Raw genomic sequence first — 24,586 nt, 5'->3', positions numbered from 1 at the left:
TTACCCCACGGCAAGCCGTGAAAGCAGCCAAAAGTGAATGTGTTTTGCCTCCTTTGCCGGGGAAAGCGGTAACGCTCTGCGGCAAGTTTATCCCCGCGCGCCCGGGCGCCTCTAGACTCGTGCTCTCACAAGGAACGGGCCGCCATGGAACAGACTGCAAATCTCAACCTCCCTTACATCATGCCCTCTCAGGCGCAGAAGCATGTGACACACAACGAAGCCATTCGTCTGCTCGATGGGTTGGTGCATCTCGCCGTGCGCGACCGCGATCTCTCGACGCCGCCTTCCAGCCCGGATGATGGCGCGTGCTACATCGTCAGTACCGCCGCCTCGGGAGCCTGGAGCGGATGGGAAGACCAGATTGCCTATTTCGTGGACGGGGCCTGGGAAAGGCTTGCGCCTGTGACCGGCTGGCGCGCATGGGTCATCGATGAATCGCGGCTTGTGGTTTTCGACGGAACGGCTTGGCAGCCGATCGACGGTGTGCCCGAAAGCGGGGCCGAGATCCAGAATGCAGCCCTGTTCGGGCTTGGCACGAGTGCCGATGCCGCAAACCCTTTTTCCGCAAAGCTCGACAAGGCGCTCTGGACAGCCCGTTATGCTGCCGAAGGGGGCACGGGCAGCCTGCTCTATACGATGAACAAGGAATTGCCTGCCGGCGATGTCGGTTTGCTGCTGCAAAGCGGCTTTCTCACTCGTGCGATGATGGGGCTTTTCGGCTCGGACGGCTGGCGGCTTGCCGTTTCGGCAGACGGTTCCACTTTCAACGACGCGATTTTGACCGACGAGAACTCCGGTCGTGTCGCGCTGCCATCGAACCCGAAATTTCTTGGCTTCATCAACTACGACCAGTACATCGCCGCCGACACCTGGCAGACCGTGGCGATCAACAACACGGTGGCGAACGGCCAGGCTGCCTTCGACACGGGGACGAACCGTTTTACCGCGCCGACCGACGGGCTTTATCGTTTTGGAGCGATGATTGGCTGGAAACAGAACGGCACCAATGTTCCCTCCGCACTCAAGGCGAAACTGGTGCTGAATGGATCGGGCGACCTTTGCGCGCCTTTGGTGTCGGCCGGTGTGGCCAGTCTCGCGGTCGATGGTTCGGAGGCCGCGTTGCACCTTCACGTGATGGCGGGGCTGACGGCGGGCGACACGGTTGAGCTGGCACAGTTCTTCGGCGGGTTCGACGGCTATGTGCCGGCGTCGATCACCCGGTTCTGGGGTGAGTGGGTGGCCTGACCAGTCAGGAAAGGGAAAGCACGCGCTCCACAGAAAGGCTGAAGACGACTGCTTGTCGTGGGGCCGTGCTTCTGCTATCCACCGCTTCGCTCGGTCTTGGGGCGTCGCCAAGTGGTAAGGCAACGGTTTTTGGTACCGTCATTCGCAGGTTCGAATCCTGCCGCCCCAGCCAGCCTTCGCTAAAGCTACGGCTGGGCAAGCCACCGGGTATCATAAAGTTGAAAAGCCCGCTGCAGTGAGCAACGGGCTTCAGAAACTTTGATCGGCGTAGCGCGTGCTAACCAGCCTGCTCGATCATCCCCCGCAACTCGTCCACCTTGGCCTTCAACAGCGCCTTGTCAGCGCGGGTTTCCACGTTGAGGCGCAGCAGGGGTTCGGTGTTGGAGGCGCGCAGGTTGAAGCGCCAGTCATCGAACACCATGCCGAGGCCGTCCTGGTTTTCGATTTCCGGGTTCTGCGGCAGATAGTGGTCGGAAATGCGCTTCTGGACCTCGGCTGCATCCGAAACGGTGAAGTTGATCTCGCCGGAGCACGGATAGGCCGCGATGCGCTCTTCGAGGCGCTCGGCGAGCGTGGTGCCGCTGGCCGAAAGGTCCGCCACCACATCGAGCCACGCAAGCATGCCCGAATCGCAATAGGCGAAATCGCGGAAATAATGGTGCGCGCTCATCTCGCCGCCATAGATGGCATTTTCCTCACGCATCATCTGTTTGAAATAGGCGTGCCCCGTGCGGCAGGGTTTTGCCACGCCGCCGGCGCTCTCCACCATGTCGATCGTGTTCCAGGTCAGGCGCGGGTCGTAGAGGACGGTGCTGCCGGGATGTTTGCCAAGCAGGGTCTGGGCGATCATGCCAACCAGGTAGTAGCCTTCGACGAACCGGCCCTTGTGATCGTACAGGAAGCAGCGGTCGAAATCGCCGTCCCAGGCGATCGCCAGATCGGCACCGTGTTCGATGACCGCCTTGCTGGCCTTTTCGCGTTTTTCCGGCAACAGCGGATTGGGCACGCCATTGGGCAGGCGCGGGTCGGGCTCATGGTCGATCTTGATGAAGGTGAAGGGCAGGTGCTCTTCCAGAAGATCGATGATCGGCCCGGCACAGCCATTGCCCGCGTGGCAGACGATCTTCATCGGTTTCAGGTCCTGACCGGCCACCTCGTTGAGAAGGCGCTCGATATAGGCATCGCGGTCGCAAACATCGTGCAGGGTGCCGCGTGCGGCATAATCGGCGACCGGATGAAGCATCGCGTCGGAGCGCATGATTGCCTCGATCGCGTTGAAGGCATTGTCCGGCGTCGCGGCTGATGCGCCCTTCAGCACCATCTTGATGCCGTTGTAGTCTGGCGGGTTATGGCTGGCGGTGACCATGAGGCCGGCATCCGCGCCGCTGGCAGCGGTATGGAAATAAACCTCTTCCGTGCCGCAACGGCCAACCGGCCTCACGCTTACGCCGCTATCAAGGAGGCCCTGGGTCAGCGCTTCGGCGAGAGCCGGGCTGTCCATGCGCATGTCATGACCGACAACGACCGTGCCGGGGTTGAGGCTCTGCTTGAGCGCCTGTGAAAAGCGATAGGCGAAGGGGATATTGATTTCCTCGGGGATTCGACCACGAACGTCGTACGCTTTGAAAGGGGCGCCCATACTTTCCTTCCTGGATGTTACTTGAAGACGAACAATGCGCTGTTGCCGTGGAGCATTGCAATGATTGATTGAAGTTTTGTTAGGTTTGCGAGAAAGAGCACATCACCGGATTCGCGGCGGCAAATGCGCACGCCCTTCAAATACACAAGGGGCTGAAACGGTTGCAGACTGCCTTGTTCACCTCTTGTAACAGCTGAGGTGTCAGTTTGAAGGGCACCCTTGGTTGCGCTACGCCTGCTGCATCCCTATTCAACGAGCGGGGCTGATGCGGAATCATCCCGCAACTGATTGGGCAACAAATGCAATTTATCGATCTCGGCGCTCAGCGTGAGCGCATCAAGGACAGGCTCGCAGCTGCAATCGACACGGTCGTGGCAGAAGGACGCTATATTTTAGGACCGCAGGTTGCCGCTTTCGAGGAGCAGCTTGCAGCCTATGTCGGAACGAAGCACGCAATCGCGTGCGCCAACGGCACGGATGCGCTGTTGATGCCTTTGATGGCCTACGGCATCGGACCAGGCGACGCCGTTTTCTGCCCAAGCTTCACCTTTGCCGCAACGGCGGAAGTGGTGGCGCTGGCCGGTGCCGAGCCGGTGTTCGTGGAGATCGACGCCGATACCTACAATATGGATCCTGGTAGCCTCACGGCAGCCATCGAATACATCAAGTCGGAAGGCCGGTTGACCCCGAAGGCGGTGATCCCGGTCGATCTTTTCGGTCTGGCCGCCGATTATGGCGCGATCGAAGGCATCGCCGCGCGCGAGGGCTTGCGTATCATCGAGGACGCTGCGCAATCCATCGGTGGCACACTCAACAACAAGCGCTGCGGCGCGTTCGGCCACGTGGCGTCCACCAGCTTCTACCCGGCCAAGCCGCTCGGCTGCTATGGTGATGGTGGCGCGATGTTCACCGACGATGATGAGCTTGCCGGCGTGCTGCGCTCAATAGCCTTTCACGGCAAGGGCGAGAGCCAGTACGATAACGTGCGCGTGGGCCTGAATTCGCGCCTCGACACGATCCAGGCCGCGATCCTGATCGAGAAGCTGACGATCCTCGAAGACGAGATGGAAGCGCGCCAGAAGGTTGCCGCACGCTATGCTGAAGGTCTTGGCGATGTGGTGAAGGTTGCGGTAACGCCGAAAGGGCATCGCTCGGCCTGGGCGCAGTATGCCATAGAGACCGAGAAGCGCGATCTCGTGCGCAGGCGCCTCAGCGAAGCGGGTATACCCTCTGTCGTCTATTACGAGAAGCCGCTTCATCTGCAGAAAGCCTATGACATGTATGCGAAGGCGCCGGGCGGGCTTGCCATCTCGGAGAGCCTGCCGCACCGCATCCTGTGCCTGCCGATGCACCCGTACCTGGCCGAGAGCGATCAGGACCGTGTGATCGAGACCATTCGCAAGGCTGTCGCGGAGTAGACGGAAAACGGTTTTCAGGGCTTTGGCTGCGCTCTGGCGGCGGGCCTACACCAATCCTGAAATGTCTTTTCCCTTGCATTGGGAACAACGCAAAATGCGCCTCGCAAACCGGGGGTCGGTGGGAGAGTGCGCTCCTTGATAGGCCAAATACCGCGTGATACCTAAAGGCACAATCCAGACGCAGCCAAGGACCCGGCCGCATCGACACAGACAAGAAGGCGAGAAAATGCCGGCAGCCCTCACTCATCTCGGCAGGCTGGAAGCCGAGGCGATCCACATTTTCCGCGAAGTGGCGGCGACGTTTTCCAAACCCGTGATGCTCTATTCCGTCGGCAAGGATTCCTCGGTGCTGATGCATCTGGCGATGAAGGCGTTCTATCCCGCCAAGCCGCCATTTCCTTTCCTGCATGTGGACACCACCTGGAAATTCCGCGAAATGATCGCATTCCGGGATCGGATGGCCAAGGAAAAGGGCTTCGACCTCCTCGTCCATATCAATGAGGAAGGCGTGCGCGACGGCATCAACCCGTTCGATCACGGTTCCAACACCCACACCCATGTGATGAAGACGGTGGCACTGCGCCAGGCGCTCGACAAATATGGCTTTGACGCGGCCTTTGGCGGCGCGCGGCGCGACGAGGAAAAGAGCCGCGCCAAGGAACGCATTTTCTCATTTCGCTCCGCAGGACATGCCTGGGACCCCAAAAACCAGCGGCCGGAGATGTGGAAGATCTACAACACCCGCGTTGCGACGGGTGAATCGATCCGCGTTTTCCCGTTGTCCAACTGGACCGAACAGGACATCTGGCAATACATCCTCCAGGAGAACATTCCCATCGTTCCGCTATATTTCGCTGCCAGGCGGCCTGTGGTGGACCGGGACGGCATGACGATCATGGTCGATGACGACCGGATGCGCCTTCTGCCGGGCGAAAAGGTGGAAGAGCGCATGGTCCGTTTCCGCACACTTGGCTGCTACCCGTTGACGGGTGCTATTCCTTCGAATGCGACCACCCTTGAAGAGATTGTCGGCGAGATGCTGACGGCCCGTACGTCTGAACGGCAGGGACGTCTGATCGACCGCGATGAGGCGGGCTCGATGGAAAAGAAGAAGCGTGAAGGGTATTTCTGATCATGTTGACCGGCAACAAAGCGCCCGTGGGTGAAGAAGACACGGCTCCGGTCGATATTCGCGACTACGTGGCAGGGCAGGAGAACAAGGGGCTCTTGCGCTTTTTGACCTGTGGATCGGTGGACGATGGCAAGTCGACGCTGATCGGACGCCTCCTGTTCGACACCAAGCTGATCTTCGAAGACCAGCTGGCAGCTCTTGAAAACGATTCCCGCAAGCATGGCACGGCTGGCGACGAGATCGATTTCGCGCTTCTCGTAGACGGGCTGGAGGCGGAACGCGAGCAGGGCATCACCATCGATGTGGCCTATCGCTTTTTCTCCACGCCGCGGCGCAAATTCATCGTGGCCGATACGCCGGGCCACGAGCAATATACCCGCAACATGGCGACGGGTGCCTCCACAGCCGATCTCGCCATCGTTCTGGTGGACGCGCGGCAGGGCATCCTGCCTCAGACACGGCGGCATTCGATCATAGCCTCGCTTCTGGGTATCCGCCATATCGTGGTGGCGGTGAACAAGATCGACCTCGTTGGTTTTGACGAGGCCGTGTTCGAGCGGATTGCAGCCGAGTATCGCGCCTTTGCCGAGGAGCTCGGTTTCAACTCGATCCAGCCTATCCCCATGTCCGCACGTTATGGGGACAACGTTACCCGTTCTTCGGACCAGACACCCTGGTATGACGGACCGTCGCTGCTCGAGCATCTGGAAACAGTCGATATCGAGGTCGAAGCAGAAGGCCGTCCGTTCCGCTTTCCCGTGCAGTATGTCTCCCGGCCCAATCTGGATTTCCGCGGTTTCGCAGGCACTGTTGCCTCCGGCCATATCGGTGTCGGCGATCCGGTAACCGTTGCCAAGTCGGGGAAACAGACACGCATTCGCCGCATTGTCACCCAGGACGGCGATCTGGACGTTGCGTCCGAGGGACAGGCCGTGACGCTTGTGCTTGAGGATGAGGTAGAGCTGTCTCGCGGCAATATGCTGGTGACGCCGGAAGCGCGTCCTCATGTGGCCGATCAGTTCGCTGCAACGCTGGTATGGTTCGATGAAAACCCGCTTCTTCCGGGGCGATCCTACATCCTGCGCACCGAGACGGATGAAGTTTCGGCCACGGTGAGCCACCTCAAGCATCGCCGCAACATCAACAATTTTGCCGAAGAAGCGGCCACATGCCTCAACCTGAATGAGGTCGGGCTATGCAATTTCTCGACACAGGCGCCCATAGCCTTCGATGCCTTCCGCGACAATCGCGTTACGGGTGCATTCATCCTGATCGACCGGCTGACCAACGCGACGGTCGGCGCGGGAATGATCGAGTGGCCGCTGCGCCGCGCCGCCAACATTCACTGGCAGGCGCTCGATGTCACACGTCAGTCCCGCGCGGCGCTAAAGCATCAGAAACCGGCCGTGCTCTGGTTCACCGGGCTATCCGGTTCGGGCAAGTCGACCATCGCCAGCCTGCTTGAAAAGAAGCTGCACGCATCCGGCCGACACACCTATGTGCTGGACGGCGACAATGTCCGCCACGGATTGAACCGCGACCTTGGCTTCACGGATGCCGACCGGGTGGAGAATATCCGCCGTGTGGCCGAAACCGCGAAACTGATGGCGGATGCCGGACTGATCGTGCTTGTCTCGTTCATCTCGCCTTTCAGGGCGGAACGGCGCATGGCGCGTGAGCTGATGAACGAGGGCGAGTTCGTGGAAGTCTTCGTGGACACGCCGTTCGAGGAATGCGCCCGACGCGACCCGAAAGGTCTTTATGCCAAGGCGCTCAAGGGTGAAATCAAGAATTTCACCGGTGTCGACTCCCCCTATGAGACACCGGAAAAGGCTGATATCCACGTCAAGACGGTGGCCCGCGCGCCGGAAGATCTGGTCGATGAAATTGAAGCCTGGCTCCGGGACCGCGGCTACTGCTGATCTCTTGAACGCGAAAGACAGACTGTTTCATGGGTATGTTGAAGGATGATGCGGCGCTCCTGGCGCTGTTCGAGCAATTGGCGCTCGCCGCAGGAGCCGCGATCATGCAGCATTATGATGCCGGCTGCGAAGTCCATCAGAAAGCCGATGATACTCCTGTAACGGCGGCCGACCGCGCGGCTGAAAAAGTGATCCTCGACGGGTTCAGGAGTGCCGGGCTTGGAACTCCCTGTGTCTCGGAAGAAGCGGCGTCGGGAGGCGTTATCCCGGCGTGCGGAGATGGCGACTTCATCCTGGTGGACCCGCTGGATGGCACGCGGGAGTTCATCGCACAGCGCCCGGACTTCACGGTCAATATCGGTTTGATCCGTGATGGAGAGCCGGTCGCAGGGGTAATCTTCGCGCCAGCGCGTGATCTCCTTTATTCCGCACGCCCAGGCGCTGCATTTGAAGTCCCGGTGGTCGATGGGCGACCGGCGGAACGCCACACGATCAGGACTCGTCCGCGACAGGACCCGCCTGTTATCGTCGCCAGCCGGTCGCACTGCACTGATGAAACCCGAGCCTTCATCGACCGCCATCCCGGCGCCGAAACGACCTCGATCGGCTCGTCGCTGAAATTCTGCATGCTCGCCCGGGGCGATGCGGATCTCTATCCGCGCTTCGGTCGCACGATGCAGTGGGACACAGCGGCGGGTGATGCGATTTTGCGGGCGGCTGGTGGCATCGCCCGTACGCTGGACGGCGCCCCGCTTACTTATGGCCCAAAGGGCGGAGAGGGGCTGGACGCTTTCGCGAGCCCCTTCTTTATTGCCGAGGGTGCGCCGGCCTGATCAGGTCGGCGGAAGCTCGTTTCTCCATGGCGGATTGGCCCCGGCGCGCGAGACGGTGACGGCGGCGGCGCGCGATGCAAAGGCAATTGCTTTTGCAATCTGCGGGTCATCAAGCGCGGCGATTTTCTCCTTTGTCAGAAGACCTTGCAACTCGAGGGCAGCCAGGAGCGCGCCGTTGAAAGTGTCGCCGGCGCCGACCGTATCGACCACCTCGACGGGCGTTGCCGGTACGAACTGCTTTTGCGATTTGGTGTAGGCGGTTGCGCCCTTGCCGCCATCGGTCAGGATGATCAGGCTCGGGCCTCGTTCGAGCCATCGCGCGATGATCTCGTCTGTGCTGCCGGTTTCTGCAAACCATTCGAGGTCGTCCGCCGAGATCTTGATGATATCGGCCTTTTCGACCATGCGGGCGATGCGCGCGCGGTGGCTGTTCGCATCGGCGATGAATGCGGGGCGAATATTGGGATCGAGCATGACAACACGGCTTTCGGCTTCGCGCGCCATGAGCGTCTCATAGGCCGAACCGCAGGGTTCTGAAACCAAGCTGATGCCGCCGAAGAGCATCGCCGAGACGTCGTTTGCGATATTGGGCAGATCTGATGGCTCGATCATGCGACCGGCAGTGCCTTCGTCATAGAAATTATACTCGGCTTGCCCGTCCGCGAGGGTGACGAAGGCGAGCGTGGTGGGGCGGCTTGATATCTGCGCGAGGGAAAGATCCACATGGCTTTCCGCGAGCTTCTCCTTCAGCATCCGCCCAAAAAGGTCGTCTGAAAGCCCGGTGAAAAATCCGCACGCCACGCCAAGGCGCGCAATGGCAATGGCGCTGTTGAAAACCGCGCCTCCCGTATAGGGCGCGAAAGCTGCCTCGCCCTGGCCTGTCTGGCGCGGCAACATGTCGATCAGCGCCTCGCCGCAGCAAAGGATCATGAAAGCCTCCCGTGTGTTTCCTTTTCAGGGGGCTCCCCCTGACAACAAGGAGCCGTCTGGTTACGCGGAAAGGCCTCTCCTTTCAATGGAAATTCCGGCCCTTGGGCAGCACGCGCACATCACGCGGATGCCGCCAGAGGTTCTGCGTGGTGCCAGGCTTTTCCTCCTGTGTCTTAACGCCCTGATCGGACATTGCGGCCATCAGGTCCGGCGTCGTGTCGATGAGACGCCGCGCGACCACGTGGATGACATTGCTTTCCTTCTGCAGAATGCCCTCTACCGTCACCATGCGTGCACCGAAGACGATACGACGAAAACGCTGGAAGACACGCGGCCAGACGATGATGTTGGCGATGCCGGTTTCGTCCTCCAGCGTCATGAAGATCACGCCGCCGGCGGTACCGGGACGCTGGCGTACCAGAACAAGGCCCGACACGCGCACAAAGCGGCCGGCCGGGGTTTCGGCAAGGGCGCAGGTTCTCAGGACGCGGCGTTTTTCGAGCTTTCGACGCAGGAAGGAGACGGGATGCGCCTTGAGCGAAAGACCGAGCGTGCCGTAATCCTCCACCACCTGCTCGCCGGGAAGAAGGTCCGGCAGCGCGACGCTTTCCTCTTCCTGAAGGGGCGTTGCGGCTGCGTTTTTGGCGCTGGAAAAGAGTGGCAGTTCCTCCGCTGCCGCGCGCACGCCCTGATGGCCGCTCAGACCACGCACTTCCCAAAGGGCGGCGCGCCGGTCAAGGCCCAGCGAGCGGAAGGCATCGGCCTCGGCCAGCCGGCGCAGCGAAAACATATCGATGTCGGACCGGAAATAAAGATCGCGCACATTGGCGAAAGGGCCTGCTTCACGAGCGGCCATGATCTTCAGGCCTACTGCCTCGCGCATGCCATCCACCTGGCGCAAGCCGAGCCGCAATGCATGGCTGATCGCACCGGGCTTTGCTGCCGGCTCCAGCGAGTGGTCCCAGTCGCTGTGGTTGATATCGACAGGTCGCGTCTCGCCGCCATGATCGCGAAAATCACGCACGATGGAGGAGGCAGAATAGAAACCCATGGGCTGTGAATTCAAAAGCGCACACGCAAAAACGTCCGGGTAATGGCATTTTAGCCAGGAGGAGGCGTAGGCGAGCAGCGCGAAACTGGCCGAGTGGCTTTCGGGAAAGCCGTAATCGCTAAAACCTTTCATCTGGTTGAAACAGCGCTCGGCGAAATCGGGCGTGTAATTGTTGGCCAACATGCCTTTGATGAAATCCTCACGGAACTGGTCGATCGTGCCTGTACGGCGGAAGCTTGCCATGGCCCGGCGCAGCCGGTCGGCCCTTTCCGGCGAGAAACCGGCGGCCACGATGGCGATCTTCATTGCCTGTTCCTGAAAGAGCGGGACGCCGAGTGTCTTCTGGAGCACGGCACGCAATTCTTCGGAAGGGTAGTCTACATCTTCCTCGCCATTGCGCCGACGCAGATAGGGATGGACCATATCTCCCTGGATGGGGCCGGGGCGGACAATGGCGATTTCGATCACGAGATCGTAGAAGTTTTTCGGTTTCAGACGCGGCAGCATCGACATCTGGGCCCGGCTTTCGATCTGGAAGACGCCGACCGTGTCGGCCCGCTGGATCATGGCGTAGGTGGGACCATCGTTGCGGGGCACGGTGGCAAGCGTGTGGGTTATTCCGTAGTGCTCGTGCAAAAGGTCGAAACTCTTGCGCAGGCAGGTCAGCATGCCAAGTGACAATACATCCACCTTGAGCATGTTGAGCGCATCCAGATCGTCCTTGTCCCATTCCACCACGGTACGGTTTTTCATGGCGGCATTGGCAACGGGCACGATCTCGCTCAAGGGCGAGTGTGTGAGCACAAAGCCGCCCACATGCTGGGAGAGATGGCGGGGAAAGCCGATCAATTGCCTGACAAGCAGCAAAGTCTGGCGCAGCCGCGGGTCGGTGGGATCGAGGCCGGCTTCGCGCACTTGATCGGCGGCGGGCGTTTTTTCCGAATGGCCCCAGACAAGCCCGGTCATGGCGGCCACCACATCGGGCGAAAGCCCCATGGCCTTGCCCGCCTCGCGCACGGCGCTGCGCGTGCGGTAGGAGATGACGGTGGCGGCAAGCCCGGCCCGGTGGCGACCGTATTTGTCGTAGATATACTGCATCACCTCTTCACGCCGCTCATGCTCGAAATCGACGTCTATGTCCGGCGGCTCGCCGCGCTCGGCGGAAATGAAGCGCTCGAACAGAAGATCGATCTCGGTCGGGTTGACCGAAGTGACGTCAAGGCAATAGCAGACAACCGAATTGGCCGCCGAACCGCGTCCCTGGCACAGGATGGGCGGGTTTTGCGAGCGGGCGAAGCGCACGATATCGTGCACGGTAAGAAAGTAGGCGGCATATTCAAGCTGGCCGATCAGCTTCAACTCATGATCGATAAGAGCCCGAACCTTTGAGGGGATACCTTCCGGGAAACGTTCTTTTGCACCGAGCCAGGTCAGACGTTGCAGCTCTTCCTGTGGGGTGGCGCTTTCACCGTTCGATTCCTTCGGGTAGTCGAAGGACAACGCGTCGAGCGAAAAACGGCAATCATCCATGAGCGTCACGGAGCGGGCAATGGCCTCCTCATGGCCGCGCAGGAGGCGCGCCATCTCTTCCGTAGGCTTGAGATGCCGCTCGGCATTGCGCTCAAGGCGAAAACCCGCATCGTCGATGGTGCAATGGCTGCGAATGCAGGTGAGAAGATCCTGCAAGGGACGGCGCGCCGGCGTGTGATAAAGCACGTCATTGGTGGCGACGAGCGGCGTGCCGCACGCACCTGAGAGTGTGGCAAGACGTTGCTGGCGGGCGCCGTCATTGGCCCGCCGACAGGGCGTGAGCGCCAGAAAGACATCGCCGGGAAAGAGGGTGGCAAGGCGGTGCAAATTTTCCTCGAAATCGGAGCCGAAGTCATAGGGCGGCATGGCAATGAGGCGCTGGCCATGGTCAAGCGCTGCAAGATCGTCCATATGCAGGTGACACTCGCCCTTCGGCGCGCGGCGGTTGCCATCGGTCAAGAGCCGGGTGAGGCGGCCATAGGCCTTCCTGTCAGTTGGGAAACACAATGTTTCAAAACCATCCATAAGCACCAGACGCACACCGACCACGAGGCGGATATTCTGGGCTTTTGCCTCGACATGGGCGCGCACGGCGCCGGCCAGCGTGTTGCGGTCGGCGATACCGACGGCGGCATGGCCAAGCCGGGCGGCCTCGGCCACCAGTTCCCGCGGATGGGAGGCGCCGTGTAGAAAACTGTAATTGCTGGTGACGCCAAGTTCGGCGAAGGCAGGGGGAGGCGGAGCAGAGCGCGATTGGGGTATGGATGCGGTGGCAGAGATGTCGCTATCTGCCCCCCTGGGCTCTTCAAAGGTGATGACCGGCTCGGTGGTTTTCCCGTTCATGCGAAGACCCCGTGAAGGAACCAGCGGGGGGCTTCCTCATCGCGCTCGTAGAGCCCGTCGCGGAAAAGCCAGAAGCGCCGGCCTGCATCATCCTCGATACGAAAATAGTCGCGTGTCTTGCGGCTGGCACCGAATGGCGCGCGCCACCATTCGGGTGCGATGCGCTCCGGTCCCTCGGCGCGGATGACGCGATGCATCACACGTCGCCACTCAAACCGGGTGGGCGGCCCGTCGGGCACTCCGGCAAGCGTGGTGACGAGCTCGGGTACAGAAAAGAGAAAGAGTGGCCGGGCAAAAGAGGCCCCATCCTGAATATGCTGAAGGTGAGCCTGCCAGTCATGCTCCCCGGCTCCATTGAGAACCGGGATGGAATGGCTCGCGCGTTCAGGCAAAAAGCTTTCATGGGGTGCAGCCCGGGTGACATTCTGCGCGCCGAAACGGTTGACGAGCCGGTCCAGAAGGGGAGCAAGGTCGCCAACGCGGATGGCGCGCAGATCCTCGCCCAGATCCTCCTGTCGCATGGTGAGGGTTTCAACGGTCAGGGCAGTGAGGCTCGCTGCCTCGAAGCCGAAACCAGCGCGATCGGTGATGCGCTCGAGACGCTCGCCAAGCAGTTGGGCGAGGTGTCCGGCATCGCGCGTGGCTGTGCTGGTGGCAAGCGGCAGGGCCTCGAACCAGCCATCGACACGAAACAGGCGCAGCTCCACCCGACGTGCGCCTTTTCCAGCCTTTTCCAGCTTCACACACAGGTCGCATGCAAGGCGCTGAATGGCGATTTCGATTGCCTCCTGCGTGACAATGGGCTCGGCAAAACGGCAGTGCGCGGCATGAAGAAGGGGCGGATTGAGCGGGCGAAAGCTTTCTTCCTCATGACCAAGCGCTTCGTCCAGCCGACGCAGGGCAAATGGCCCAAAGCGGGCGGCGAGCGGCGCCCGCGGCCTGCCGATCAGGTCTCCCACATGTTTGAGACCCAGCTTCTCCATGGCCTCGACAGTGTTCTGTTCCAGCCGCAGGGCACACACGGGCAGGGGCATCATATGCTTGTGGAGCGTGTCGCGCGATACGATGAGTTTTTCGACCGGCGCGTGGCGGGCCAGCGCCCATGCGCCGCCAATGGTGGGCGCCAGAGCTAGCCGTGCGGTGAGGCCGAAGCCGTCGAGTTTTTTTGCCAGCGTGTCCACCAATGCGGCCTCACCGCCGAAGAGATGGGCGCAGCCGGTGATGTCGAGGCTTACCCCGTCGGGGAAATCAGGCCGCGTGAAGGGTGAAAAACACTGGCACCAGAGCGCCAGGCGGATGAGCGCGCGCTCGTCACCCTGAAGATCGGCATGAGCGACCCTGAGGGCAGGGTGAATGGCGCGCGCATCCGCCAGCGCCATCCCCGGCGAAAAGCCGAGCGCTCCGGCTGCCCGGTTGAGAGCGGTGATACGTTGTCCGCTGTCCGTGGTGGTGACGAGGACCAGCGGCTCATCGTCACGAGGCTGCCGCCCAGGTCCGGGAGGTGTCGCGCTGCCAGAACGCATGGTCCGGCGCTGGATCGGCCAGCGGGGCAGGAAGACGGAAAGAAAGCGTTTCATGATCCCACTCCACATCCCAGTGTTGCGATAAACGGCGGGAGAGGCCTTGCCTGCATTTGAGAAGCTGAAGCCGCCAGTGCGGCGCTCCAGGCCCTGCCTGACCGGGGTAGAACTTATGGCTGGGCAGAGTGCTGACAGACCAGCGGGTTTCAGCGGCCGTGTTTTCGGCGCAGGTCTGGCGACCGCGCATGAGGAGGGCCGTGACGCCATGACGTGCCGCTCGCAGGCCAAGACGGCGGCTGGCGGCAAAGTCATAGGCGCGGGCCTGGTCCGGCAAGAGGCCGGCGACGGCGGCAAGAGGGGCATGGGAAAGCCCTTCCTCAAGCGCCCAAAGCACATCGATCGGCTTGCGTGCCTCCACCTGGATCAGCCGGTTCGGGTCAAACCCGAGGGCTGCAAGCCCGGGTGGATAAAGCGCGCCGGCGTTGCTGGAAAGATGCGCAGGAACCACCAATAAGACGGGTCCCGGCCGCTGACGGAGAAGGCGTGCCAGAAGACAGACGCCGAAGCCGATTCCGGCAGTGAAATCGCCATGGCCGGCCGGCAGGACCTCGTGCAGCGCGCCGGTCTTGAGACCGTGACCGGGCAGGGCGCCATCAAGCGCTTCCGGTCCGAGCGAAAGAGAGGGACGGGGCGCTGAAGCAAACCTTTCCTGAGGGGCAATGCGGCTGCGCAGGGCCTCAAGAACGCTGCCCATTTTTTCGGGTGGTGTCGTGGCTGCTCTTTCTCCGCTGGTATGCTGAACCGGGCCAGCGCCAGGGGGAAAAGTTTCCTGAACCGGCTTCACTTCAACGGCCTGTTTCATGGCGCAGCCTCCTGGCGTAGCCCGAAAGGCGTGGCAGGCCCCACGGAGTTCTGCGCCATTGGCCGCATCGTCGATTTTTCCGGATTCAAGTTTTCAGCACCCGCCTCCAGCAGATTGATTGGATTCACCTTTTCTCTCTTGTCAGGGAGGGGTGGCGGTATGTGAAGAAAATCTTCCAGCAGACGCTCAGGCTGGTGCGCCGGGTTGCGGACGCCATGAGCGCAAAGCCTGGCGAAGGGGCAGGCTGTCCTGTTTTTTCTGGCGCAAAAGTTTCGTCCGAGCTCCTGCATCAGAATGTGGTGCTGTTCGGTCTCTCCCGCTCCCCACCGGTCAGGAACCTGTCGGTTGAGAAGACGAATCGACCGTTCCGGCGACGCCTGTTCGGGGATAAGTCCAAGACAGCTGGCGGCGCGCCAGTGGGCCGTGTCGACGACAAGGACGCGCTTTCGCAATGTGCTCATATTGAGGGTGGCCGTGCTGGTTTTGGGACCGACACCATAAATACGCTCCAGCCAGGACAAGGCATCATCGACCGGCCAGCCATGCAGGAAATCGAGACTGAGACCCCCGCTCAGGCTGGCGATCTCCTGCAGGGCACGGGGCAGGGCAACGGCTTTGCGATCCGCATGGGTAATGCCTTCGAGCAGGGGATCCAGTTCGTGAAAAGAAGCTTCGGCCAACCGGGCCCAGGAGCCTTTGAACCTTGCCACTTCGAAATGTTCGACAAGCCTGACAAACACCGCCAATGCTGCCTCATTGCGTGTTCTGGCGCTAAGCATCGCCAGAAGCATTTGACTGACCGGATCGAGACGCACGAAAGCGGCGGGCGGTCCGAAGACAGCCAGCAAGCGCTGATGGAGGCTTTCGAGCCGATCGAAAGGCACAAGAGGCAGAGTGTATTGCATCCCCACACAATAAGAACAAAAAGAGAACAAATCAATCGTTCTATGTCCCCGGAATGGGGCTGTGTGGAGAAATAAAAAGCCGCCAGACGCTCGGCCCCACGGCAGGCACGATCTGTCTGACGGCTTACTCCAGCGCTCTTATGGCGTTTTCCTGGAGAGTCCCCTCCGGACTCACAGGAAGAGAAGCATCAAGCGTGCCAAACTCGCTTCGCTCCGTTTTTGGACGGATTTTCATAGGGTTGGCCGAGCTGTGTCTGGCTGTGTGCAAAGTGTTTTGAGGATATGATGGCGCGCAGGCAGGCACTCTGCCCAGATTAGAGGCAGAAGGCATCTCCCGTGCGCGGAAAGATCTTCAGTTTCAGACGGCCACTTCCAGCCGGTTACGTCCGGTGGATTTGGCACGGTTGAGCGCCGTGTCGGCCTGCCCCAGTGCAATCCAGAAACTTTCCTTGCGAGGAAGTGGCGTGTGCAGCCCCACACTGACGGTCAGCTCAATCTCGATGCCGTCCAGATGAAATGGCGTCTCGGCAACCGCTTTCTGGATGCGCTCAGCGAGCCCGAGGGCGCGTTCAGCATCGTAGGCCGGCAGAACAAGCGCAATGGCCTGGCCGCCGAAGCTCGCCACCATGTCAGTCTGCCGAACGGCGGACTGAACGACTGAGGCCACATGGCGCAATGTCTGCTCGCCGGCCGCATGACCATGGGCTTCGACCACCTGGTCAAACGCGTCGATATCGATCAGGGCCATGGAGTAGGGCTGACCCGCCCAGTTCATGGCGGCTGCAAGTTCCGGCCCCAGCTTGTCGAAAACCCGTCTGTTCAATAGTCCGGTCGTGGTATCCGTGGTTCCCAATGGTGCCTCCTTCAAGCGCTGCGGGCCGACATGCGAGCGCTGCAATTCGAGAATGCGGCCAATGACCACCGCGGCGATTACATTGGCGACAATAGCAACAGGCGCGACTTCTCCCAAGGCCTTCATGGCGATTTCCCTGGGCAAGAGGAAAACCGGGATCAATGTGACCGATGTAAGAAGCCCGACGCCGACCAGCGCCGGCATCGATACACGGCGTCCCTTCACCATCTGGGCAAAGGCGACACTGATAACGCTGCAGATCAACACCGCCAGCACACCGCTTGCCACCGCGGTTCCGCCAAGCCACAGACGACCGAGGATCGCCACCAGAGCGGTGGCGGTTAACGTGATCCAGCCACCATAGGTCATTGCAAGAACGACAAAGACATTGCCAATGTCAAAGGAGAGGCCGGACGAGGACGCGGCGGAGAAGAAGACAGGGCCTGTTGCGCCCAACGAAAACAAAACAGATACAAGAAGATGGCGCTGCAATGATGTCAGGGGTAGCCGGGCGGCGCGTTCATAAAGAAGCGCTGCGATAACAGCAACACCCAGGCCTTGCAGGAATTCGGACGCCAGAGAAAGCATATCCATAAGGTCAATCTCCGCAGATGCCTTATCATTGCTGGGACGCGACAAGCCAGTCCAGGGCCTTGAAAACAATTATTTCCAGGCGGAGGGTCAAAGGCGGATTCTTCTCGAATTCCGACAGAAACCCCATGCTTCTTCAGGAAGCATAACCCCTGTTACTTCATCTGCTTCGCAGTATGACTGATAAGGTGGAGAAATTACAATAAAATCCCGGCATTCTGTTCCGTTTTCAGAAGAATGCATCGCCGGTAGATGGCACCTTCCGTAAGGTAACATCATCTTTACGAGATCGAGCTAATCCTATGCGGCAAATGGGACGGTGGGATGAGCTGGTTTCAGTCGGCGTTTGACAGATTTTACAAACTGCGGATCTGGCAGCAGGCCTGCTTTGTCACGCTCTTTTCCGTTGTGGCTGCCGAAGCGCTTACCTTCGTCTTCTACTCCATCTTCTTTTCAGACCGCCTTTTGCTTGATCTGATGCTGACCGCGTTCATCACGATCGTGATCGCCTATCCCATCTCCTACATCTTTCTGCGCAAGACGGCGATGGTTGCCAAACTGGCTGCGGAGCTGGACATGGCAGCTACCACGGATTTTCTGACAGGTTTGCGCAACCGGCGGGATTTCATGCGGATTGCCGGTGAAACGATCAGCTCGACAGCCTCATCGGCGGGCGCCGTCCTGATTATCGATGTGGATCATTTCAAGCGCATCAACGACCGTTTCGGCCACGCAGAGGGCGACCGCGTTCTTGTCCTGATTGCCGAAGCCATCCGGCAGAGCGTCCGCGCAAACGATGTCTGCGCCCGCATTGGCGGGGAGGAGTTCGCGGTTTTCATGCCGGGCGCCGATCTGCCGCTTGCTCGCGCGATTTGCGAGCGCATTGCGATTACCTGCCGCCTTGTCGGTTGCGGCACCAGCGTCGAGGGAATCTCCACGACCGTCAGCATCGGTATTGCAGTTCATGGCCCCTTGCAGTCTCTGGACGAGGTTATCAAGGAGGCCGATGCGATGCTCTACAAGGCGAAACAGAATGGCCGTGACCGTGTCATGCATCATGCACCGCACGAGATCGTCGCGTAGCCTGCTCCCGATCCGTACTGAAGGATCTACTCTATCTCGATGTGAAAGACCGACCAGACCCAGCTGCGCTCTTCCTCTTCGGGTGCCTTTCGGCCGCTCGTGTCATAAACAAGCCAAAGGGGCCCGAGCCCGCCGATCCCGAGCGGCTCTCCCCCGACCTTCATGGCAAGAACCCATTCACGCGACGCCATTTTTTCCGCGCTCATCTCCAGACCGAAGCCATCAAGTGCATAGAGCGTGGCCGTATCACCAGCCGCACCGGCTGTGGTGAGTACATCCTTCAAAAGCGGGCCTTCCATCGTCAGTGGGCGTGGCCAGTCTTCGGTATCTGCATTCACCGTGACGGATTTTTGCGGAAGAGCTGCAAGGGCCTCCCAGTCGAATGAGTAGGCCTTTTCGAAGGTCTTGTCGTGAAACTTGAGAAAGCCATCGAAAAAAGGATCGAACGCTTCCCGGTTGGTTTTGCCGATGGCACCGCTGACAGTAAGAAGTGTGCCCTCGGCAAGCGCAGTAGGCACAGCTGAGCAGAGCAGCGGGACGACGACGGACATTGAAGTCAGAAGAGTGCGCATGATCCCCTCGGATAATGTCGTGTCAGGTTGAATGGCGAGCCTAAACGCACGCTCTTAACGTCGTGTTAAGAAATGGAACGGGCTGATAAGGCGCACCGCATCTACCAGCCTGGCGTTACCGGCCACTGCCGTCTCGCGAAGGCCAGTTGCCAGCTTCGACACTGGCAAGCAGCGCACGCGCCTTGGCCAGCCATTCCGCTCGTACAGACGGAGGTTGCGCCTTCCAGTTTCCGCGTTCCAATGCTGCAAACATAGTCCGCGCGGTGATCTCATATCTATCCATAGCGGAAGAACTAGCGCTGCACGGCCTGACGACAATGGCGCAAACGAGGAATGCTGACATGTACCTTCAGCATCCCATGAGGGCAGCGCAACGAAATTTCGCTTTTGCGGGAAAACTGGTCGGAGTGGCAGGATTTGAACCTGCGACCCCCTCGTCCCGAACGAGGTGCGCTACCAGGCTGCGCTACACTCCGTGACCAGACGGCGGGCTTATAGCCGCCGTCTCTCGACTGCGCAAGATCAAACCGTCATCAATATGGGCTTTCAACGTTTCCCATTTCCACATAGACGGATTTGACCTGTGAATAATGGGTGAGTGCCGCCATGGCATTCTCGCGCCCGAAGCCGGACTGCTTCACGCCGCCGAAGGGAAGTTCGACTGGTGTCAGATTGTAGGTGTTGATCCAGCAGGTTCCAGCCTTGAGCGCCCCGATCACACGGTGGGCGCGGGCGAGATCCTTTGTGAAGACGCCGGCTGCCAGTCCGAAAGGTGTGTCATTGGCGCGCTCGACCACCTCATCCTCGTCGTCGAAGGTCAAAACGCTCATGACCGGACCGAAAATCTCCTCACGGGCAATGCGCATCCGATCGGTGACGTTCGTGAAGATGGTCGGCTCGACATAAAAACCGTCTTCGAGGCCCTGAAGCCGTGGCGTGCCGCCGCCGTGATGCAGGGTCGCGCCGTCCTCGCGGCCGATCTCGATATAGCGCCGTACCTTGTCATACTGCGCCTTGCTGACGAGCGGACCAAGATGGGTTTCGGGATCGAGTGGATCGCCCAGACGAATGGCGCTGGTACGCTCGGTGAGGCGTGACAGGAAGCGTTCATGGATGTCTTTCTGGACGAAGACGCGGGTTCCGTTGGAGCAGATCTGGCCCGTCGAATAGAAATTGCCGAGCATGGCGCCGCCAATGGCGTTTTCCAGATCGGCATCATCGAATACGATCAGCGGCGACTTGCCGCCGAGCTCCATCGTCGCCGGTTTCATCTCGCCGCCGGCAAGCGCCTGAACCTTTTTGCCGGTCTCGACGGAACCAGTGAGCGAGACCTTGGCGACTTCTGGATGGGAAACAAGCGCGGCGCCGACATCGCCCAGCCCCTGAACCACATTGAAGAGGCCGTCGGGCAGGCCGGCCTCGGTGAAGATTTCTGCCAGTCTTAGGGCTGAAAGCGGGGTCACCTCGGAGGGCTTGAACACCACCGCATTGCCCATGGCCAGCGCAGGACCGGATTTCCAGCCGGCGATCTGGATCGGATAATTCCAAGCGCCGATACCGATACAGACCCCGAGCGGCTCGCGGCGCGTATAACCGAAAGACCCGCCAAGCTCGACCTGCTCGCCATTGAAGGTGGCGACCGCCCCGCCGAAGAATTCGAGCGCCTCGGCAGCGGAGGGCGCGTCGGCGACAAGCGTTTCCTGCAATGCCTTACCAGTGTTCAGCGTTTCGAGCCTGGCAAGCTCCTCATTGTGCTCAAGCAGAAGATCTGCCGCCCGGCGCAGGATGCGGCCGCGCTCGACCGGCTTCAGCTTCGCCCATGCGGGCTGGGCAGCGCGCGCCGCCTCGATGGCGAGCTCGACAATGTTAGGCGTAGCCGAATGGACGCGGGCGATGATCTCGCCGGTGGCGGGATAGACGACCTCTATCACCTCGCCCTGTTCGTCCTCGACATGTCGGCCATTGATGTAGTGCGATGCTTTGGGCTGCGCGCGCATGAATTCTCCAGCTTCCGGAACGGGGCATCGTTTCATGAAAACGCGGTCCCGATCCATTCAATTTTCCGCGTGGGTTTTCTATCGGTCCGCCTCCCGCCAGCGCGGGTTGATCCAGGGCTCCTGATTGGACGGGCTGAGTGGGGTGAGACCAAGGATATGGTCGGCAGCCTTTTCGCCGACCATGATCGACGGGCCGTTCAGATTGCCATTGGTGATACGAGGGAAAATCGACGAATCTGCGACCCGTAGACCTTCGACCCCGATTACCCGGCATTCGGCATCCACCACGCTCATGGCGTCGTTTGCCGCTCCCATGCGGCAGGTGCCGCAGGGGTGATAGGCGCTTTCGGCGTGTTCGCGGATAAAGGCGTCAAGGTCGTCATCGTTCTGAACAGCCTCGCCCGGCGCGATCTCGCGGCCGCGATAGGGGGTGAAGGCGTTCTGCGAGAAGATCTCGCGGGTGATGCGAATGCAGTGACGGAAATCGCGCCAATCGTCCGGATGGGACATGTAATTGAACCGGATTTCCGGTTTCTCCCACGCATCGCCCGATCTAAGGCGGACCGTGCCGCGCGACTTCGACCGCATCGGCCCGACATGGGCCTGGAAACCATGACACTTCGCTGCTGCCTTGCCGTCATAGCGGATGGCGACGGGCAGGAAGTGGAACTGGATGTCGGGATAGTCGACCCCGGCAGCAGAGCGCACGAAGGCACCGGCTTCGAACTGGTTTGAGGTGCCAAGCCCCGATTTCAGGAACAGCCATTGCGCGCCTATCAACGCTTTGGAAAGGAGATTGAGCTTTGAGTAGAGCGTAATCGGCTGAAGTGATTCCTGCTGGATATAGAGTTCCAGATGGTCCTGCAGATTGGAACCGACACCGGGGCGATCCGCCACCACATCGATCCCATTGTCTCGCAGATGCTCTGCCGGGCCGATGCCCGACAGCATCAGGAGTTTTGGCGAATTGATCGAGGAAGCTGCGACGATGACCTCACGTCGTGCTTTAACGACATGAATCTTTTTATGAACTTCGATCTCGACCCCGACGGCACGTTGATTCTCCATGACAATGCGCCGGGCGAAGCCATTGACGAGACTCACATTCTTTCGTTTGAGCGCTGGCTTCAGATAGGCATTGGCGGTGGACCAGCGCCGGCCCTTGTGAATGGTCTGCTGAAGCGCGCCAAAACCTTCCTGTTTTGATCCGTTGTAATCTTTCGTGGTCTCGAAGCCCGCCTGGCGGCCGGCTTCGATGAAGGCTGAAAAGAGCGGGTTGTCGCGTGGTCCCTTGCGGACATGGAGCGGGCCTTCCGTGCCGCGCCAGCCGGGTTCGCCATCGGCCATCGTCTCCATGCGCATGAAATAGGGAAGGACGTCCGCATAGGCCCAGCCGGTCGCACCCTCATTGGCCCAGTGGTCGAAGTCGCGCGCATGGCCGCGCACATAGACCATGCCGTTGATGGAGGAGGAACCGCCGACCACCTTGCCGCGCGGCGTGGCGAGCACGCGTCCGCCCAGGTGCGGTTCGGGCTCGCTCTCAAAGCCCCAGTCATAGCGCGACATGTTCATGGGGAAGGAGAGGGCGGCGGGCATCTGGATGAAGGGGCCGAAATCGCTGCCACCATATTCGATTACGATAACGGAGTTTTTCCCGTCTTCGGAAAGGCGGTAGGCGAGCGCGGCACCGGCGGATCCGGACCCGATGATGACGAAATCGGCCTCATGCATGGGGCAGGCTCCCATGGAACGGATGCGAGGCAAGCGCCATGTCGAGATAGTCTTCGACAAGGACGATGGCAGTGGCCGAATCCTCGACGCCCTCGCCAAGCGCGCGGCGCAGATAAAGACCGTCGATGAGGGCGGCGATGCCGTGCGCGATTCGGATGGCGCTTGCGCGGGGAAGATGAGAAAGCCCGCTCATCAGGTCGCTGTGCAGGCGGCGCACATAGATGCGGAAGAGGCGGCCGAGTGCGGCATCGCGCCGGGCCTCCACATAGAAGGCGAGCCATGCGGCGATGATCTCGGGCCGGAACTGTTCGGGCGACAGGTTCACCGCGATGATCGTGCGGACCCGCTCTGGACCGGAAAGGGGCGCGATGGCAGGGCGGACTTCCTCGCCAAGCTGCGCCAGGATGTGGCGCATCGTGGCGAACAGAAGATCATCCTTGCCGCCGAAATAATGATGGGCAAGGGCGGTCGAGACGCCGGCGCGGCCGGCAATGTCTGACATGGTGACGTTGAGCGCACCGCGCTCACCAATGGCGCTGATGGCCGCATCGATGAGGGCGCGGCGGCGTATGGGTTCCATTCCGATCTTGGGCATGGGTATCATTTATTATTGATTGACTAGTCAATCAAGAAAATTTCTCAATTTATCGGTGGTGTTTTGGGTTGAAACTCAGGAATTGTAGACTTCGTTGAACCGGCTACATGCCGATACCCAGGCATGAGTGTCGAGACACATCCATTCAATCGCCTCTAGCGCCTCCGCGTGCATTTGTAGGGCGCTCCCAAAAATTGGTTCATGGTGGGCAACTCGGTTGCGGAACCGGCGAAGCGCATTCATACGACCGTGGACATCCTTTCGCTTCTTACCCGTCTTGGCCTTAAAGCCCTTGTGCAGGGCATTTCGCCAAAGACTGGCATCGTAGCGTTGGGCAAGTAAGCCAACCCAGAACGAAAACTTCAGTTCGGCAACAATGTCACCCTGCTTGGGGTTACCCAATTTTGCAATTGCATCCTGAATCGCCATGTGGGCATCTTGCTGGAGTGGAGGCTTTCCATTTGTGAGCCAATCGCAACCGTAAACAGCAGACATTTCATAGTCGATCGAATTGCGAAGGCATATTTCGAGCCCCTGCAATGTGGTGTAAAGTGCTTCTGAAAGACGCGTGTTTCGTTCGTAAAGGCCGATAGCGGCGTCGAGATTTTCATCAGTCGCAACAAGATATTTGCCTAGACGCGCGCGGGAAATGGTGCGTTGAAGAGATTGATTTATTGCCGCCGTTCTCAAGTCGTTCACTTGCCCTTCATAAAAAACGTGCTATATCCACTAGCGTATACCCCGGGTCGGCCTCTGCTGAAAAGCATGCTCCCGGGGTCAGTCATTTTTGGGCTCAGCTTTTTGCAGCTGCTACTCGGGTTCAGCTTAGGCACCTGAGAATTTAACAATTCCAACGCCCAGTCAAAGTCTTCCACTGTATCCACAAGCTCTGCTTCAATGGCGGGAGTAACACGCTGCAACCTATGGATTTTGCAGAAGATGTAAAACTCAGTGCATAGAGCAGCCAAGCGCATGTGGTTGTCGAACGCCTTTGAACAATTCGATGGTCAGTCGGGTGAAGGGACGCAAACGCATCATGTTCGTGAAGTTCTGGTACTCTGAAATAGAACTCAGATGCCCCGGCAAATGCAGGGTCTGCCTTGTATACGCGGTTTCTTGGCGCTGGTGCATTGCCGTAGAGCTTCGCCAACTGAGCATGGTTAACGTCACAACCCAGATTTCAGACTGGGAGACGATCCCGCAATCGCTCGAGTAAGGAACATCAGTCAGCGAACAGGGGCTTTGCGGAAAATAGTTCATGCTTGAACAAAGTCGTCGGCGGATTTATGGTGCCGCTCACATGTTTGCTCTAATCTGCGGCATAAAATGCCGCC

At 60.0% G+C, this 24,586-nt stretch carries 19 protein-coding genes and 2 tRNA genes; 8 read left to right on the top strand and 13 right to left on the bottom strand.

What is annotated here, in order from left to right; all coding sequences use genetic code 11:
• Positions 1–144 precede the first annotated feature (144 nt).
• Together P2W41_RS13405 and P2W41_RS13400 are read left to right on the top strand one after the other, a co-directional pair.
• Positions 145–1,245 carry a DUF2793 domain-containing protein gene (locus P2W41_RS13405; RefSeq protein ID WP_404933397.1) on the top strand — a complete coding sequence of 367 codons (1,101 nt, stop codon included), beginning with the start codon at positions 145–147 and terminating at the stop codon, positions 1,243–1,245.
• 97 nt (positions 1,246–1,342) lie between these two features.
• A tRNA-Gln gene (locus P2W41_RS13400) sits at positions 1,343–1,417 on the top strand.
• Positions 1,418–1,522: 105 nt separating this feature from the next.
• Here P2W41_RS13400 and P2W41_RS13395 read toward each other — a convergent pair.
• A complete protein-coding gene (locus tag P2W41_RS13395) occupies positions 1,523–2,884 on the bottom strand; it encodes a phosphomannomutase (protein ID WP_404933396.1) in 1,362 nt (453 codons plus the stop codon).
• A 299-nt stretch (positions 2,885–3,183) separates the two neighbouring features.
• Between P2W41_RS13395 and P2W41_RS13390 the strand changes: the two genes are divergently transcribed.
• From P2W41_RS13390 to cysQ, 4 genes are all read left to right on the top strand, one after another.
• Complete coding sequence (locus P2W41_RS13390; RefSeq protein WP_404933395.1) at positions 3,184–4,302, top strand: DegT/DnrJ/EryC1/StrS family aminotransferase; 1,119 nt, start codon at positions 3,184–3,186, stop codon at positions 4,300–4,302.
• Between the two features lie 226 nt (positions 4,303–4,528).
• Positions 4,529–5,434, top strand: a complete 906-nt coding sequence (cysD, locus tag P2W41_RS13385; protein WP_292899894.1) for a sulfate adenylyltransferase subunit CysD — start codon at positions 4,529–4,531, stop codon at positions 5,432–5,434.
• 2 nt (positions 5,435–5,436) lie between these two features.
• Complete coding sequence (gene cysN / locus P2W41_RS13380; RefSeq protein ID WP_404933394.1) at positions 5,437–7,356, top strand: sulfate adenylyltransferase subunit CysN; 1,920 nt, start codon at positions 5,437–5,439, stop codon at positions 7,354–7,356.
• 29 nt (positions 7,357–7,385) lie between these two features.
• Positions 7,386–8,189 (top strand): 3'(2'),5'-bisphosphate nucleotidase CysQ, encoded by an 804-nt coding sequence (cysQ, locus tag P2W41_RS13375; protein WP_292899898.1) that lies wholly within the window; start codon positions 7,386–7,388, stop codon positions 8,187–8,189.
• On the opposite strand, the gene P2W41_RS13370 is transcribed toward cysQ, so the two are convergent.
• The 4 genes from P2W41_RS13370 to P2W41_RS13355 all read right to left on the bottom strand — a co-directional run bounded on the left by P2W41_RS13370 (position 8,190) and on the right by P2W41_RS13355 (position 14,925).
• Positions 8,190–9,119 (bottom strand): carbohydrate kinase, encoded by a 930-nt coding sequence (locus P2W41_RS13370; protein WP_292899900.1) that lies wholly within the window; start codon positions 9,117–9,119, stop codon positions 8,190–8,192.
• 82 nt (positions 9,120–9,201) lie between these two features.
• Positions 9,202–12,543, bottom strand: a complete 3,342-nt coding sequence (locus tag P2W41_RS13365; RefSeq protein ID WP_404933393.1) for an error-prone DNA polymerase — start codon at positions 12,541–12,543, stop codon at positions 9,202–9,204.
• Complete coding sequence (locus P2W41_RS13360) at positions 12,540–14,120, bottom strand: Y-family DNA polymerase (protein WP_404933392.1); 1,581 nt, start codon at positions 14,118–14,120, stop codon at positions 12,540–12,542. The genes P2W41_RS13365 and P2W41_RS13360 overlap by 4 nt, the downstream gene beginning before the upstream one ends.
• Complete coding sequence (locus P2W41_RS13355; RefSeq protein ID WP_292899906.1) at positions 14,017–14,925, bottom strand: ImuA family protein; 909 nt, start codon at positions 14,923–14,925, stop codon at positions 14,017–14,019. The genes P2W41_RS13360 and P2W41_RS13355 overlap by 104 nt, the downstream gene beginning before the upstream one ends.
• 161 nt (positions 14,926–15,086) lie before the next feature.
• Between P2W41_RS13355 and P2W41_RS13350 the strand changes: the two genes are divergently transcribed.
• Positions 15,087–15,905, top strand: coding sequence for a hypothetical protein (locus P2W41_RS13350; RefSeq protein WP_404933391.1), 819 nt, complete (start codon positions 15,087–15,089; stop codon positions 15,903–15,905).
• A gap of 283 nt (positions 15,906–16,188) precedes the next feature.
• On the opposite strand, the gene P2W41_RS13345 is transcribed toward P2W41_RS13350, so the two are convergent.
• On the bottom strand, positions 16,189–17,277 hold the full coding sequence (locus tag P2W41_RS13345) for a diguanylate cyclase (RefSeq protein WP_404933390.1): 1,089 nt from the start codon (positions 17,275–17,277) through the stop codon (positions 16,189–16,191).
• Between the two features lie 321 nt (positions 17,278–17,598).
• Here P2W41_RS13345 and P2W41_RS13340 point away from each other — a divergent pair, with 321 nt between their 5' ends.
• Positions 17,599–18,357 (top strand): GGDEF domain-containing protein, encoded by a 759-nt coding sequence (locus P2W41_RS13340; protein ID WP_292899911.1) that lies wholly within the window; start codon positions 17,599–17,601, stop codon positions 18,355–18,357.
• A 26-nt stretch (positions 18,358–18,383) separates the two neighbouring features.
• Here P2W41_RS13340 and P2W41_RS13335 read toward each other — a convergent pair whose 3' ends face one another.
• The 7 genes from P2W41_RS13335 to P2W41_RS13305 form a co-directional block, all read right to left on the bottom strand.
• Positions 18,384–18,908 (bottom strand): hypothetical protein, encoded by a 525-nt coding sequence (locus P2W41_RS13335; RefSeq protein WP_404933389.1) that lies wholly within the window; start codon positions 18,906–18,908, stop codon positions 18,384–18,386.
• A gap of 420 nt (positions 18,909–19,328) precedes the next feature.
• A tRNA-Pro gene (locus P2W41_RS13330) sits at positions 19,329–19,405 on the bottom strand.
• Positions 19,406–19,462: 57 nt separating this feature from the next.
• Complete coding sequence (betB, locus tag P2W41_RS13325; RefSeq protein WP_404933388.1) at positions 19,463–20,926, bottom strand: betaine-aldehyde dehydrogenase; 1,464 nt, start codon at positions 20,924–20,926, stop codon at positions 19,463–19,465.
• 78 nt (positions 20,927–21,004) lie between these two features.
• Positions 21,005–22,657 (bottom strand): choline dehydrogenase, encoded by a 1,653-nt coding sequence (gene betA / locus P2W41_RS13320; protein ID WP_404933387.1) that lies wholly within the window; start codon positions 22,655–22,657, stop codon positions 21,005–21,007.
• Positions 22,650–23,252, bottom strand: a complete 603-nt coding sequence (gene betI, locus P2W41_RS13315) for a transcriptional regulator BetI (RefSeq protein ID WP_292899919.1) — start codon at positions 23,250–23,252, stop codon at positions 22,650–22,652. Before betI ends, betA begins: the two co-directional genes overlap by 8 nt.
• Positions 23,253–23,327: 75 nt before the next feature.
• Complete coding sequence (locus tag P2W41_RS13310; RefSeq protein ID WP_292899920.1) at positions 23,328–23,951, bottom strand: hypothetical protein; 624 nt, start codon at positions 23,949–23,951, stop codon at positions 23,328–23,330.
• 249 nt (positions 23,952–24,200) lie between these two features.
• Positions 24,201–24,512 (bottom strand): hypothetical protein, encoded by a 312-nt coding sequence (locus P2W41_RS13305; RefSeq protein ID WP_404933386.1) that lies wholly within the window; start codon positions 24,510–24,512, stop codon positions 24,201–24,203.
• Positions 24,513–24,586 lie beyond the last annotated feature (74 nt).

The organism is Nitratireductor sp. L15S-10, assembly GCF_045011005.1.
Lineage (GTDB): Bacteria > Pseudomonadota > Alphaproteobacteria > Rhizobiales > Rhizobiaceae > Nitratireductor.
This window is presented reverse-complemented; position numbering and strand designations above follow the sequence as displayed.

Excerpts from the sequence above, each read along its gene's own strand:
- cysD (WP_292899894.1), top strand. The coding sequence starts at position 4,529 with ATGCCGGCAGCCCTCACTCATCTCGGCAGGCTGGAAGCCGAGGCGATC.
- cysQ (WP_292899898.1), top strand. The coding sequence starts at position 7,386 with ATGGGTATGTTGAAGGATGATGCGGCGCTCCTGGCGCTGTTCGAGCAA.
- P2W41_RS13405 (WP_404933397.1), top strand. The coding sequence starts at position 145 with ATGGAACAGACTGCAAATCTCAACCTCCCTTACATCATGCCCTCTCAG.
- P2W41_RS13305 (WP_404933386.1), bottom strand. The coding sequence starts at position 24,512 with ATGAACTATTTTCCGCAAAGCCCCTGTTCGCTGACTGATGTTCCTTAC.
- P2W41_RS13360 (WP_404933392.1), bottom strand. The coding sequence starts at position 14,120 with ATGAAACGCTTTCTTTCCGTCTTCCTGCCCCGCTGGCCGATCCAGCGC.
- P2W41_RS13390 (WP_404933395.1), top strand. The coding sequence starts at position 3,184 with ATGCAATTTATCGATCTCGGCGCTCAGCGTGAGCGCATCAAGGACAGG.
- betB (WP_404933388.1), bottom strand. The coding sequence starts at position 20,926 with ATGCGCGCGCAGCCCAAAGCATCGCACTACATCAATGGCCGACATGTC.
- P2W41_RS13355 (WP_292899906.1), bottom strand. The coding sequence starts at position 14,925 with ATGAAACAGGCCGTTGAAGTGAAGCCGGTTCAGGAAACTTTTCCCCCT.
- betA (WP_404933387.1), bottom strand. The coding sequence starts at position 22,657 with ATGCATGAGGCCGATTTCGTCATCATCGGGTCCGGATCCGCCGGTGCC.
- P2W41_RS13340 (WP_292899911.1), top strand. The coding sequence starts at position 17,599 with ATGAGCTGGTTTCAGTCGGCGTTTGACAGATTTTACAAACTGCGGATC.
- P2W41_RS13335 (WP_404933389.1), bottom strand. The coding sequence starts at position 18,908 with ATGTCCGTCGTCGTCCCGCTGCTCTGCTCAGCTGTGCCTACTGCGCTT.
- P2W41_RS13370 (WP_292899900.1), bottom strand. The coding sequence starts at position 9,119 with ATGATCCTTTGCTGCGGCGAGGCGCTGATCGACATGTTGCCGCGCCAG.
- P2W41_RS13365 (WP_404933393.1), bottom strand. The coding sequence starts at position 12,543 with ATGAACGGGAAAACCACCGAGCCGGTCATCACCTTTGAAGAGCCCAGG.
- cysN (WP_404933394.1), top strand. The coding sequence starts at position 5,437 with ATGTTGACCGGCAACAAAGCGCCCGTGGGTGAAGAAGACACGGCTCCG.
- P2W41_RS13395 (WP_404933396.1), bottom strand. The coding sequence starts at position 2,884 with ATGGGCGCCCCTTTCAAAGCGTACGACGTTCGTGGTCGAATCCCCGAG.
- P2W41_RS13345 (WP_404933390.1), bottom strand. The coding sequence starts at position 17,277 with ATGGATATGCTTTCTCTGGCGTCCGAATTCCTGCAAGGCCTGGGTGTT.
- betI (WP_292899919.1), bottom strand. The coding sequence starts at position 23,252 with ATGCCCAAGATCGGAATGGAACCCATACGCCGCCGCGCCCTCATCGAT.